Consider the following 13,818-nt stretch of genomic DNA (forward strand, 5'->3'; position numbering starts at 1 on the left):
GACACTAGCTGGAGTTGGTAGAAACCCCACACCAGACGGTCCCCGTACGGCTATCCTGCGGAACCGTACCGCGACGGGGAGGACTGTAGGTCGAGAATGCCATCAACACCGACTACTAAGTCTCAAGTTCAGGCTTATCAGTTCGTTCTGCGACGGATGCAATCCGCGCTGGTCCGTCGCGACGCCGTCATGCTCCACGACCCGATGCGCACGCACACGCGGGCCACCATCGTGGGTGTCGTGCTGGCCGCGCTGGGCGTCCTGGTCTTCGTCATCTGGGGCCTGTTGAGCCCGAAGCCGTCCGTGCCCGAAGCGGGCAACATCGTCATCGGCGAGCAGTCCGGAACGGTCTACGTCGTGGCCGGGAACCCGAAGAAACTGATCCCGACCTTCAACCTCGCCTCCGCGCGGCTGCTGATCATCGCGCAGTCGAAGCAGGGGGCGCAGCAGGCGGGCGCCAAGCCTGCCGGGCCTACACAGGCCTCCGAAGTGAAGAACCCCACAGTCGTCTCCGACGAACAGCTGAAGAACATCCCCCGCGGTCAGCTCATGGGTATTCCGAACGGCCCGCAGTTGATGCCGACGGATACCCAGCGGGTCTCCCCGGACTGGGGTGTGTGCGACGAGGTCATGTACGACCCGTCGGTGCCCCAGCCGGACCTCACGAAGACGGAGACGACCGTCTACGCGGGAGTGAAGCAGCTCGGAAGCCGGGAACTCGGGCAGAACGAAGCCTTGCTGGCCAAGGGCGCCAACGGCCGCGAGTACCTGATCTACCGGCAGAAGCCGGACCCGAACGTCCGGAACGCGAACGCGGTCAAGGCAGAGATCCAGCCGGACGCCGACGCCGTCCGGTCCGCGCTGAAGCTGCCCAATCAGCCCCGCGGTATCTCGCAGGGTCTGCTGGACGCGATCCCCGAGGTGCCGGAGCTGAAGCTCCCGGACGTCCCGGGCAAGGGCGAGAGCCCGAGCTACGAGATCGAAGGCATGAGGGTCGGCGACGTGTTCTCCACGGAGCAGGCCGAAGGGCGGAAGGACTTCTACCTCATCACGAGGGAAGGCATCCAGTCCATCTCCCCGGCCGTCGCCGACATCGTGCAGACCGGGAAGAACGACGGCAGCACGTCGGTCAAGTCCGTGCCGCTCGGCGCGATCCGCAACCTCACGCGGGTTTCCCAGGTCGTCGAGCTCGACGCTTACCCCCAGACCGTGCCGACGGTGCTCAACGCGACCCAGGGTTCCCGGGTCTCCTGCCTGGGGTGGTCCATCGCCGGCGACGGCGCCTCCCGGGATGCGCACACGGCCGTGTTCGTCGACGACAAGCTGCCGAAGGGCAGGAACGCCGACGGATCCGCCCCTGGCGTCAAGATCGGTACCCCCGGCCCGGTCGGCGCGCCGATCAACAGCTTCTACATGGAGCCCGGTTTCGCGGCGGTCGTGCAGTCGGCGACCGGCAAGGAGACCTTCGACAAGGGGCCGATCCAGCTGATCTCCGATCGCGGGATCCGGTACGGCGTCCCCGACGCCGTCACAGCGGATTCGATCGGGCTGAACAAGCGGGTGCCCGCGCCCGAGTCCATCATCAGGATCCTGCCCACCGGCGCTTCGCTGAACACGCAGGATGTGCTCCGGACGTTCGACACGGTGCCGATCGACGACAGGGCCGGTTCGGTCGCCACGCAGTCGCAGCAGGCTCCGGCGGGCAACTGATCACGGGAACCCCTCGGACGGCGCGAGCGTCTCAACGCCCGAGCGGAATCGGGTGAGTGGAGGTGCAGTGGCCGGCCTGAAGATCGACGGCGACGTCGTCGGTGACTACGCGAAACGGGTGGACGCGGCCGCCGGAGAGCTCGACCTGGCGGCCGCGGAGGTGACGGGTGAGGGCGTCACCGTCGAGTCCCACGGCACGCTGGGCGAGGAACTGGGCCTCGGCGCGTCCTACGGGCGTGCGGCCGAGGCCATCCGGCGTCAGCTGGTGGAGGGCGCGGCCGCGCTGAGGTCTGCGTCCGAGGCCCTGCACACGGTGACCGCGCGGCACGCCGGGCACGACGACGAGGCCGCGCAGACGATCAAGCGCGCAGTGGAGCTCTGAACCGCATGATCGCCGAATCGGAAAATCCGACGGATTCCATCCCGCACCCGATGGCGGCCGCACGCCCTGTGGCTCCCGCGGCGCCCCCGATCGCGGTTAGCCCGCTAAACGCGACGGGGTCGGGCGGTGAGGAGCTGGTCGCGGCCGCGGCACCGCATCTCGCCTTCGTTTCGGAGCTGTCCGGGCATCTGGGGCTGATCGATCCGGTCGAGGCCTACCTGACCCCGCTGGCGGGGCGCTGGGAGGACTTGAAGGTCGAGGCGGATCTGCTCCGGAAGGCGGCGAAGGCCGCGGGCAACGTTTCGAAAGAACTGTCGGAGGACCTCGGACGTCTCGACGCCGGGTGGTCCGGCAAGGACGCTGACGCCTTCGTCGCGTACATCGTGGACATCAACGCCGCGGGTTCCGACGTCGAAGACGCTCTCACCACGCTCGCGAGCTCGCTCGACGAACTGGTGCTGTCGATCCGCCGGATCCTGACCGACCTCGTCGAGGTCCTGGTCGACACGGCCGAATTGACCTCCGAGACCGCGATGCTGCCGGTCGGCGGTGTCCGGCGGGCGCGGACCCAGCTGGAGGAGGCGCAGGAGTCGGCCAAGGCGCTGTACGAAGCCGCGCGCAATGTCCTCGAAGGCTTCGTGCGGTTTTGCGACGGCGTCGACGATCCCGACGCCGGCTCGCGGAGCATTTCGATCGCGCACCGGTACCCGCAGGACGAGTTCAAGCTTCACGACGAATCCGAGGCGCAGGGTGCGCCGGTGCCCGAGAAGGCCCCCGCTGAGGCGGATTCCGGTGCGGCGGCCGAGGAGCAGTCGACGTCTCCGTCCGCGGCCGACGGCAGGCAGACCGGGTCGCACGAGCCGCTGATCGAACAAGGGCAGGCGCTGGTCCCGGAGATCGCGCCCGTTCAGGCTGCTCCGGCTCATGGGCAGGGGGTCGCCGGGGCCGGATCGGCGATGATGCCGATGGGGATGGCGCCGATGATGGGGATGGGCGGTATGGGCGGGGGCGGCCAGACGGCGCACCAGTCCAAGACCCGGCCCGCCTCGAAACCGTCCGATGTGGTCGGTGAGCCCGGCCAGGTCGTCCCGCCTGTGATCGGTGAGGACGAGAAGCCGGCGAAGCCCGCTCCGAAGCCCAAGCCCGCCAAGTAGGCGGAGCGACTTTCGCGGGCTAATCGCGATCTGGGTGGCCCAGATCGCGATTAGCCCGCGAAACGCAGGTCCTACGGGGTCTTGCGGCCTGGGGTGGTGGTCGGCCGGTTGCGGCGCACCGAGTGCACCACGAACAGCGTGACGAGCAGCGCCACCAGACCCCCGCCGGTTCCGGCGAGCGCGACGATCATCGGGGCCGGGTCGCGGTCGTTCGCGGGCGGCAGGTTCGCGGGCAGTTGGATCGGCTTGGCCTTGTCCGCCTCCGACGGCACGATCGCCGTCAGCGCCGCGATCGGGTCGATGACGCCGAAACCGACGAAGTTGTCCCGCCCGCCCGGAGCCGCGGGATGCTGCGCCGTCGCCATGATCCGGTTCATCACTTCACGGGCATTCAGTTCCGGGAACTTCTGGCGCACGAGCGCGGCCACGCCGGCGACGTACGGGGCGGCGAAGCTGGTCCCTTGGATGGGACCGGGGTCCTTGCCGCCCTCGATGGTCAGGTTGGCCAGGCTGCTGGATCCCTCCGCGGGGTCCAGCGAGATGATCTTGGTGCCCGGAGCGGCGACGCTGACCCACGGCCCGTGGACGCTGAACTCCGCGACACCGCCGGTGTCGTCGATCGCCGCGACCGACAGCACGTCTTCGGAGAACCAAGGCGGAGTGACGATCGTCTTGGGGGCCTTGGGATCCGGTTGATCGTTCTGCGGGCACTTGTCGCCGACGTTGCCCGCCGCCGCGACGACGACCACATTGCGATTGACGGCGTAGTTCACCGCCGCCTGAAGCTCCTGCTCGCCCCTGGTGATGCTGCCGCTGGCCGCGCGGCAGTTGTCGACCGACATGTTGATGACGTTGGAGCCCTGATCGACAGCGCGGACCACCGCCTGCGCGAGCGTGGTCAGCGTGCCGGCGGTCTTGCCCTGCTCCTGCTGCCGTCCGCCCTTGTCCTGGCCGGGTGCGGTCCCGTCCGCCGCGCCGCCGACAGCGCCATTCCCTTGTGAGGACGGCGGAAGCTGCGATCCCGGGTTGTTCGACGAAGGCGGCGGACCCGAACTGGACGCGGGCGGCGGCTCTTCCTTCTTCTCCGCTTCCTCGTAGTTCTGGCTGGATTGGCGGATCGACAGGATCGTCGCGTCCGGCGCCACCCCTCGGAACCCGATGCTCGCGTCGGGCGGGTTCGCGGCGATGATGCCCGCCACCTCGGTGCCGTGGCCGTCGCAGTCTTCGAGCCCGGGTGGCTTGCCTCCACCAGGGGTCGCGACGTAGTCACCACCCGATTCGACCCGGCCCCCGAAGTACGGGTGCGCGGACACGCCGGTGTCGATCACGGCGACCTTGATGCCCCCGCCGACCGACTTCTTGGCACCGCGCATCAGCTGGTGCACCTTTTCGATCTGCAGGTACTCCTGGCCCCAGGGCCGGTTCTTGATGTCGACCTGGTCGCCGCCGAGCTTGCTGCGCTGGACGCACTCGGTCTTCTTCTCGTAGGTCTTGTCCGGCTTCCCCGAGTCGTTCGGCTTCTTGGACGGGTCCACCCGGGGCGGGGTCGCGTAGTAGCCACCGGCGTCCGGCGCGACGCTGCTTTGCTGCGCCCACGCGGGAAGAGCCACCGACGCCGGCGAGAGAACACCGATCCCGGCCGCCAGCAGCACCGTTCCGGTACGTCCGGCGAGGCCGAGGTGGCGGACGCGCGTCCCCCTGGACTTCCGCGCTACGGCCATCAGAACATCATCCGATCGGGTCGTCACTTGAAGTTGAGGTGGCGCAGCGTCGTGTAGAGATCCATGACGCCGAGCGCCAGCGGGAGCACCGTCGCGATGAAGACGGCCTCGAAGATCTCCACCGTCCGCCGCAGCGGCGGCGAGAAGCGCTGGTTCGGGAAGATCACGCCGACCACGAGCGCGCCGGCGCCGATCAGCAGCAGCGCGCCGAACACGAACAGGACGCGGTTCAGCGGGCTCGCCGACCACATCCAGCCGAGCAGGATGCCCGCGCCGGACACCATGCCGGTGGTCAGCAGGGCGATGGCCTGCGCGCCGTTCGCGTACGCCCGCGCCCTGAGGAGCAGGACCAGTGTGGCGATCACGCCGAGGATCGGGCCGAAGACCGTCGGCGAAGACGAGGCGATGATCGCGAACAGCGCGGTGGCCGCGCCGCAGCCGGTCAGCAGGCCGGTCATGTACTCGTGGGCGACCGCCGTGCGGCGCTCGATCGCGCGGTAGTCCGGGAAGCCCGAGTCTTCCTTGAGTTCTTCGGCGCTGCCGGGAACGTGCGGCGTCGGAAGGGCCGCGAGCTTGATCGTCGCGCGCGGCAGGATCGAGATGCACGCCAGCGAGAACGCGGTGGCGCCGGCAGCGATCCCGGCGATCGGGGTGTCGATGAGCGTCGCGGCCAGGAAGGTCAGCGCCGAGATCGTGGCCGTCGTCGCGGCCGCGATGAAGGTGGTGATCCCGTGCCCGATGACGAGGATGCAGACCGCCGCCACGATGATCACGAGCGCGCTCGCGAGCAGCAGGTTCGCCCACACGGACAGCCCCGGCACGATGTAGAACCCGCTGACGAACGCCAGCGGCAGACCGCCCGCGGCGGCGATCAGGACACCGGTCGCCTCGGCCTGGTAGGCCTTGGCCAGCGTCGCGCCGATCGCGACGCACGCGATCGCGCCGACACCGCCGGCGATCGCGGCGGCGAGCGCGTTGCCGCCGTAGAAAGAGCCACTGGTGAAGAGCGCGAGGGCCGCGAAGAACAGCGACAGGCCGCCCGCGATGTGCCCGAAGCGGCGTGCCGTCTCCTTGGTCCACGGACGGAAGCTGTCCGGGGACGATTCGGCGATCGCGTCGACGACGTCGTCGTAGAGCGGAGGTGGCGGGTTCTCGTTGCGCTTGCGCAGCTGCAGCAGCTCGCCGTCGACCACGCCGAGGGATGCGAGGGTCCGGCTCGGGTCGAGCGGTGCGTCGCCCAGCTTCGCCAGCGCCCAGCCGCCGTGGCGGGCGCCGCCGTCCGGCGTCGCCTCCTTCGCCATCTCCAACAGCATGGGCAGCAGGTCCGCCACCGCGACGTCAGCCGGCAAAGCCACGTCGATCCGGGTGCGTGGCGCGACCACCGTCACCCTGCTGAATACCGTCGTGCCCGTTGCCACTGCCTTCCCCCTGCCCTGAGAGTCTGCTCCCGGGGGAACCTATACCGAACCCGGGTGCCCACATCATCGACTGTCGGAAAAAGACCGGCAAAAGTAGGAGAGGCGACCTCCGAGCCCCCTCGGATCAGCTGCCGGCGCGTCGACTTTAGCCCCCTGATCGTCACGCGGCCGGAGCCCTGGCACCTGAGCGGGCCCCGACCACCGGATCGCGATTAGGGGGCTAAACGCACGTCGGGCGTCCGGGCCGCCGGATCGCGATTAGCCCGCTAAACGCACGTCGGCGGAGCCGGAGCCCTACACTCCCGACATGCGTACGGCCCCGGCCGGGGCCGTTCTCGGCGTTGTCCGGATTTCGTCGGCCACGTTCGATAGGTTGTCTCGCGCACCCGTACGCGCACCAACGGTGGCCGCCATCGTCGAGTTTGAAGAGGGGTCCTTCGATGAGCACGCTGCAGTTCAAGAAGTCACCGCGCCTGGCGGCGCCGCGGCCGCCGGGCGGCGAGGTGCATCTCGAACCGCCGCCTGAGGTGCCGCGCACCATCCCGGGCAACATCGTCATGAAGCTGCTCCCCGCGGTGATGATCGTCGCTTCCCTCGGGATGATGGTCTTCATGTTCACCACGGGTGGACGCAATCCCATGATGATGATGATGGGCGGCATGATGGTGCTCAGCACCGTCGGCATGATGGCCGGCGGCGCGGGCAAGGGCGGCGGCGCCAAAAAGGCCGAGATGGACGAGGACCGCAAGGACTATCTGCGCTACCTCGGCCAGATGCGCGACAGGGCCCGCGAGGCCATGGTCGACCAGCGCGCCGCGCTCGAATGGGTCCACCCCGACCCGCAGACGATGTGGTCGCTGGCCGCGAGCCGCCGCATGTGGGAACGCCGTCAGAACGACCAAGACTTCCTCCACCTCCGCGTCGGCCGCAGCTCGCACCGCCTCGCGACGCGGCTGGTGCCGCCGCAGACCGGCCCGGTCGACGAGCTGGAGCCGATCGCGACGCTGGCCCTGCGCCGGTTCGTCCGCGCGCACTCGATCGTCCCGGACCTGCCGACCCAGATCACCCTCCGCGGGTTCGCCGCGGTCAGCATGCAGGGCGACCGTGGCCTCACACGCGGCCTCACCCGGGCGATGCTGGCCCAGCTGGTCACCTTCCACAGCCCCGACGACGTCCTCATCGCGGTCGCGACGGCGGGTCGCGCCAAGGAGGAGTGGGAGTGGGCGAAGTGGCTGCCGCACGCCCAGCACCCGGCGCTCGCCGACGGCATCGGCCAGCTGCGGATGATGGCCGGTTCCCTCGCGCAGATCGAGCAGTGGCTCGACGAAGAACTCCGTGATCGCCAGCGGTTCTCCCGCAACGCGACGCCCGCCCCGGACCAGCCGCACGTCGTCATCATCGTCGACGACGCCGAGGTCACCCGCGAGGAACAGATCATCCTCGAAGAGGGTCTGGTCGGCGTCACCCTGATCGACCTTTCCGACTCCATCGGCAACCTCGCTGCCCGTCGCGGTCTGCGGCTGGTCGTCGAGGAAGACCGCCTCGGCGCGCGCAGCGCAGGCGGCGTCGAATGGTTCGGCCGTCCCGACACGCTCAGCGTGGTCGAGGCCGAAGCGCTGGCCCGGCTCCTCGCCCCGTACCGCGTCGGCACCGCCGCGCAGGACGCCGCCGAGGAAGAGCCGCTGCTGTCCAACCCCGGTCTGTTGGAGCTGCTGGGCATCCCCGGCGACCCGATGACCTTCGACGTCCAGCAGGCCTGGCGGCCGCGTCCGGTGCGAGACCGCTACCGCGTCCCGTTCGGTGTCGGCGAGTACGGCCAGCCGGTCGAGCTGGACATCAAGGAAGCCGCGATGGAGGGCATGGGCCCGCACGGCCTGTGCATCGGGGCGACCGGTTCCGGTAAGTCGGAGTTCCTCCGCACGCTGGTGCTGGGCATGCTCGCCACGCACTCGTCGAGCACGCTGAACTTCGTCCTCGTCGACTTCAAGGGTGGTGCGACGTTCCTCGGGTTGGACGCCGCTCCGCACGTCTCCGCGGTCATCACCAACCTCGCGGACGAGGTCACGCTGGTCGACCGCATGAAGGACGCGCTGGCGGGCGAGATGAACAGGCGCCAGGAGGCGCTGAAGAACGGCGGTAACTTCAAGAACGTCTGGGAGTACGAGAAGGCCCGCGAGAACGGCGCCGACCTCGACCCGCTGCCCGCGCTCTTCATCGTCTGTGACGAGTTCTCCGAGTTGCTGGCCGCGAAGCCGGACTTCATCGATCTGTTCGTCGCCATCGGCCGTCTGGGCCGGTCGCTGCAGATGCACATGCTTCTCGCGTCGCAGCGGCTGGAAGAGGGCAAGCTGCGCGGTCTCGACTCGCACCTTTCCTACCGCATCGGTCTGAAGACCTTCTCCGCCGCGGAATCCCGTGCCGCGATCGGCGTGCCCGACGCGTTCGAGCTGCCGTCCGTGCCCGGTGGCGGTTACCTCAAGTACGACACCTCGACACTGGTCCGCTTCAAGGCCTCGTACGTCTCGGGCCCGTACCGGCCCGCGGGTATCAAGGCCGCCGGCCCGGTCGCGACCGTGGTCCGCGCGGACAAGCGCCCGCAGCTGTTCGTCCCGGACTTCGTCGAACTGCCGAAGGAACCGGAGCCGCAGCAGATCGAGGCCGCTCCGGTGGAAGAGGCCAAGTCGGAGGAGGCCGTCGAGCCCAGTGAGCTCGACGTGATCGTCTCCCGGCTGATCGGCCAGGGCCCGCCCGCGCACGAGGTGTGGCTGCCGCCGCTCAAGGAGCCGAACTCGCTCGACACCCTCCTGCCGAACCTGAACCCCACCGACGACCGCGGTCTTTCCCCGGTCGGGTTCTTCGGCAACGGACGGCTCCAGGTGCCGATGGGCATCGTCGACCGCCCGTACGAGCAGCGTCGTGACCTGCTGTGGGCCGACTTCTCCGGTGGCGCCGGGCACGGTGTGATCGTCGGCGGTCCGCAGTCGGGCAAGTCGACCATGCTCCGGACGCTGATCATGTCGATGGCGCTGACCCACACCCCCGAGGAAGCGCAGTTCTACGCGCTCGACCTCGGTGGCGGTACGTTGGCCGGTCTCCAGGGCTTGCCGCACGTCGGTGGCGTCGCGGTCGCGCGGCGCGAGCCGGACAAGGCCCGCCGGATCGTGGCCGAGCTGACCACCCTGCTCACCGAGCGGGAAGGCCGGTTCGGTGCGATGGGCATCGACTCGATGAACGAGTTCCGCAATCGCAAGCGGCGCGGCGAGATCAAGCCCGAGGAAGACGCCTTCGGTGACGCCTTCCTGATCGTCGACAACTGGAAGGCGCTGCGGGACGACTTCGACGAGCTGGAGACCTCGATCACCAAGCTCGCCACCCAGGGTCTTTCCTACGGTGTGCACGTCATCATCGCGGCGAACCGGTGGGCGGACATCCGCCCGGCGATCAAGGACATGATCGGTACCCGGTTCGAGCTGCGCCTCGGTGACCCGAGCGAGTCGGACATCGACCGCCGGGTCGCGGTGAACGTCCCGGCCGGACGCCCCGGCCGTGGTCTCACCAGGGACAAGCTCCACCTGCTGACCGGACTTCCCCGGATCGACGGATCGAGCAACCCGGACGACGTCGCCGCCGGTGTCGCCGACGCGGTCGCGAAGATCAAGGCCGCGTGGAAGGGCCGCCCGGCGCCGCAGGTCCGCTTGCTGCCGGAGATGGTCACCTACGACGAGGTCCTGTCCATCGACACCAAGCGCAACACGAAGCTGGTGCCGATCGGCGTCAACGAGGAAGACCTCCAGCCGATCTACCTCGACTTCTCGGCCGATTCGCACTTCTACGCGTTCGCGGACGGCGAGTCGGGCAAGACGAACCTGCTGCGCCAGATCACCAGGGGCATCACCGAGCGGTACACGACGCAGGAAGCGGTCATCATCCTCGTCGACTACCGGCGCACGATGCTCGGCTTCGTCGGCGGGGACCAGTTGCTCGGTTACGCGGTGTCCGCCGCGCAGCTCGACAGCATGGTCAAGGACGTCCACGGGTCGATGACCCGGCGGCTCCCCGGTCCGGACGTCACGCAGGAACAGCTCAAGACCCGGTCCTGGTGGACCGGTCCGGAACTGTTCATCATCGTCGACGACTACGACCTTGTCGCCACGCAGACGAGCAACCCGCTGAAGCCGCTCGCCGAGTTCCTCGCGCAGGCGAAGGACGTCGGTCTGCACGTCATCGTCGTGCGCCGCAGTGGTGGCGCGAGCCGGGCGATGTTCGACCCGATCCTCGGCAAGCTCAGGGAGATCGCGGCGCCCGGTATGGTCATGAACGGCTCGCGTGACGAGGGCAACCTCGTCGCGAACGTGAAGCCGAGCCAGATGCCGCCGGGCCGAGGCAACCTCGTGACCCGGAAGCACGGCAAGCAGCTCATGCAGGTCTCGTGGATCCAGCCGGACTGACCTCCCGCGGAACCAGGTGAGGTCCCGGCTGGGCGAGGGGTGACGACGACGATCTGCGGGAGTGGCTAGTGACTGTGCGGGTAGCGGTGGACTTCGGGACATCGAGCACCTGCGTAGTCGCCTCGATCAACGGCCGCGAGCCGCAGGTCGTCGTGGTGGACGGGCAGCCCTTGATGTCGTCGGCGGTCTACGCCGCGCCGGACGGGACGCTGTTCGTCGGCCAGGAGGCGGAACGGCAGGCGGCGGTCGACCCGTCGCGCTACGAGCCGAATCCGAAGCGCCGGATCGACGAAGGCGACCTGCTGCTGGGCGACAACGTCCTGCGCGTGACCGACGTCGTCCGCGCCGTGCTGAAACGCGCGGTGACCGAGGCGCGCCGGCTCGCCGGTGACGCCGAGGTCGAGCTGCTCGTCCTGACCCACCCCGCCGATTGGGGCGCGACCCGGACCCGCCTGCTCCGGCAGGCGGCGGGCGGACTCGCACGTCAGGTCGCGCTCGTGCCGGAGCCGGTCGCCGCGGCGGTCTACCACGCGGCGACGTTCGCGCCGGCCGACCTCAACTCCGAGCGCACCGTCGAGTTCAGCGGCCGTCCCGGCGACGCGCTCGCGGTACTCGACCTCGGCGGTGGCACCGTCGACGTCTCCGTGGTGCAGCGCATGCCCGGCAGCCCGGCGGATCGCAGTTCGCCCGCTAAACGCGCCGGGTTCCAGGTGCTGGCCACCCGGGGAGATCCGAGCTTCGGGGGAGCGGACGTCGATCAGGCGCTCCTGGAACACGTGGGTTCGCTGGTGTCGTCGGCGGATCCGCCGGAATGGCGCAAGCTCGTCGAGGGTCGTGAGCTCACGGACAGACGGCGGCGCCGCGTCCTGCGGCAGGACGTGCGCGGCGCGAAGGAGACGCTCTCCCGGCACGCGTACACCGACGTCCCGATGCCGCCGCCGTTCGCCGACGCGCATGTGACCCGGGAAGACCTCGAGCGGCTCATCGCGGGCCCGCTCGGCCGCGCGGTCGAGCTGACCGTGGCCGCGATCGGCGATTCCGGGCTGCGGCCGAAGCAGCTGACGGCGATCTTCCTCGTGGGCGGGTCGAGCCGGATCCCGATGGTGTCCCGGCTGGTGCACGAGCGGACCGGTGTCGTGCCCACGACCCTGGACCAGCCGGAGACCGTGGTCGCCCGTGGAGCCCTGCGCGCGGTGCTGATCGATCCGGACCGGACGGGTTCGCTCGCGGGCTCGGCGGTGTCCCGCGTCGGCGGCGGCCCCGCACCGGCCCCGGCCGACCGGCGTCCCGATGCCCCGCGTCCCCCGTTCCCGCCCGGCCCACCCCCGCAGAGCGCGTTTAGCCCGCTAAACGCGACGCGGCAGGGGCCGCCGTCGCCGCCGCTGGGACAGCAGGGGATAGCGGCACCGCCGCCGTGGCGGCCGGGTGAGCCCGCCCGGGAACCCAAGGCCGCCGAGAAAGGCGGGAAGAACAAGAAGCTGCCCTGGATCATCGCCGGGGCCGTGGTGGCCGTCGCGGCGGTCGTGACAGGCATCCTCTTCGCGGTCAACGGCGGGGAGGCCGAGCCGGAGGGCCGCACGCTCGCCCAGTACGACTACCGCTTCATCGCGCCGCCGGACTGGACACAGACCGACGACCGCGTCGCCAAACGCCAGGTGGTGATCCACCCCAGCGACTCCCTCACCGGCGACGACCTCGTGGTCGCCCAGGAGAACGTGATGGACTACGACGCGACGGCCGACAGACAGAAGCTCGTCGACGAACTCGCCGCGCTGGCGCGGCTGGAGCCGGAGAAGTACAGCGGCTTCAACGGCTCCGCGCAGTACGCCGGGAAGACCGTCATCTACTACCGCGAGACCAAGCCGAGCGCGCGCGTCGACTGGTACGTCGTCGTGCAGGGAAAGACTCGCGTCCACATCGGGTGCCAGTACGGCACCGGCTCGCCGCTCGAACAACGCGTGAGCGCGGCCTGCGAGCAGGTCGTCAAGACGATGGTGGTCATCAACTGAAGGGGGAGGCACATGCCACCCGAACCCGAGACCGCCGCCGAACACTTCGCGCGTACAGGGCGCGACGCGGTCACTTATGCGCGGCAGGTCGCCCGCACGGCCAAGGCGCGCTACGAACGCCGCCGGGGTGAGAACGCCGAACTGGCGAAGCAATTCGGCAAGGGACGGCTCGCGGGCGGCGAGACCGCGCCGACGCCCGCCGTCGTCCGGAACGCCGCGAAACGGTTCCGCGTCGGCGCCGGTCTTCCGGTTCCCGCTTTGCCCTCCGCGGCAGACTTGGTTCCCCTTCGGCCAGAACGGGCGTCCCGACGGCCACGTGTGGGTGACGACGACGAGGACTTTTCGCAGTCGCGAATCATGAGCCGCGGAGATTGAACCGCCTGTGTGCATTCGCTAAATCGCGTGGTGAGGGCCATTTTCTCCGCGTGGAACGCGGCGTGCGCGCCGAGTTCCCGCGTCCGGTTCCCACCGGGAGCGTTAACGCAAGCAACTACTTGAAACCAACGAGCGACAAGAGGGAACCAGACGTGGCAGTGTCTCCGTCGTAGGTCCGTACCAAACGAACTTCACCAAGTACGGATAACCACGAACGAAGGGGGTAGCTCCCATGGCTGGCGGTTTTCAGGGGAATGTCGAGCAGTTCACCCAGGCTGAGAAGCGGGTGACCGAGGTTCGCGTTTCGATGGACCAGAACCTGAGCAAGCTTCGCGACAACATCGAGGCCACCCGCGCCGGCTGGACCGGCGACGCCTCGATCGCGTTCAACAACGTGATGAAGCGCTTCGACGAGGCGGGCCGTGGGCTCAACCAGGCCCTCCAGAACATCGGTGACCTGCTCGAGCAGGCCGGCTCGAAGTACAACGCTTCCGAGCAGCAGCAGCAGGAACTCATCAACTCGGTCAACAAGGGCTTCGGCGTCCTCGGCTGATCTGGCTCCACCCCGCAACAATCCAAGACTTTTCTTAATCACTGGAGG

General features: G+C 69.1%; 9 protein-coding genes. 7 read left to right on the plus strand and 2 right to left on the minus strand.

Annotation, left to right across the window (positions count from 1 at the left end; translation table 11 throughout):
- The first annotated feature begins 96 nt into the window (after nt 1-96).
- The 3 genes from eccB (at nt 97) to DMH01_RS26620 (ending at nt 3,246) form a co-directional block, all read left to right on the plus strand.
- The gene (gene eccB, locus DMH01_RS26610; protein ID WP_125679965.1) at nt 97-1,710 is read left to right on the plus strand and encodes a type VII secretion protein EccB; all 1,614 of its coding nucleotides are present in this window, start codon (nt 97-99) and stop codon (nt 1,708-1,710) included.
- Nucleotides 1,711-1,777: 67 nt separating this feature from the next.
- The gene (locus DMH01_RS26615) at nt 1,778-2,092 is read left to right on the plus strand and encodes a hypothetical protein (protein WP_034304288.1); all 315 of its coding nucleotides are present in this window, start codon (nt 1,778-1,780) and stop codon (nt 2,090-2,092) included.
- A 5-nt stretch (nt 2,093-2,097) separates the two neighbouring features.
- Nucleotides 2,098-3,246, plus strand: coding sequence for a WXG100 family type VII secretion target (locus DMH01_RS26620; protein ID WP_125679966.1), 1,149 nt, complete (start codon nt 2,098-2,100; stop codon nt 3,244-3,246).
- A 71-nt stretch (nt 3,247-3,317) separates the two neighbouring features.
- On the opposite strand, the gene DMH01_RS26625 is transcribed toward DMH01_RS26620, so the two are convergent.
- Both DMH01_RS26625 and eccD read right to left on the minus strand, forming a co-directional pair.
- Nucleotides 3,318-4,967, minus strand: coding sequence for a S8 family serine peptidase (locus DMH01_RS26625; protein ID WP_125679967.1), 1,650 nt, complete (start codon nt 4,965-4,967; stop codon nt 3,318-3,320).
- 23 nt (nt 4,968-4,990) lie between these two features.
- Complete coding sequence (gene eccD, locus DMH01_RS26630) at nt 4,991-6,355, minus strand: type VII secretion integral membrane protein EccD (RefSeq protein WP_125680392.1); 1,365 nt, start codon at nt 6,353-6,355, stop codon at nt 4,991-4,993.
- Between the two features lie 470 nt (nt 6,356-6,825).
- On the opposite strand from eccD, the gene eccCa reads away from it, so the two are divergent.
- The 4 genes from eccCa (at nt 6,826) to DMH01_RS26650 (ending at nt 13,770) form a co-directional block, all read left to right on the plus strand.
- Complete coding sequence (gene eccCa, locus DMH01_RS26635) at nt 6,826-10,833, plus strand: type VII secretion protein EccCa (RefSeq protein ID WP_125679968.1); 4,008 nt, start codon at nt 6,826-6,828, stop codon at nt 10,831-10,833.
- A 68-nt stretch (nt 10,834-10,901) separates the two neighbouring features.
- Nucleotides 10,902-12,842: a type VII secretion-associated protein gene (locus DMH01_RS26640; RefSeq protein ID WP_125679969.1), complete on the plus strand. Its 1,941-nt coding sequence runs from the start codon at nt 10,902-10,904 to the stop codon at nt 12,840-12,842.
- A gap of 12 nt (nt 12,843-12,854) precedes the next feature.
- On the plus strand, nt 12,855-13,217 hold the full coding sequence (locus DMH01_RS26645; RefSeq protein WP_125679970.1) for a hypothetical protein: 363 nt from the start codon (nt 12,855-12,857) through the stop codon (nt 13,215-13,217).
- A 232-nt stretch (nt 13,218-13,449) separates the two neighbouring features.
- Nucleotides 13,450-13,770, plus strand: coding sequence for a WXG100 family type VII secretion target (locus DMH01_RS26650; protein ID WP_091597926.1), 321 nt, complete (start codon nt 13,450-13,452; stop codon nt 13,768-13,770).
- The last annotated feature ends 48 nt before the right edge of the window (nt 13,771-13,818 follow it).

Origin of the sequence: Amycolatopsis sp. WAC 04182, from assembly GCF_003947465.1 — a bacterium.
In the GTDB taxonomy this organism is placed as follows: Bacteria; Actinomycetota; Actinomycetes; order Mycobacteriales; family Pseudonocardiaceae; genus Amycolatopsis.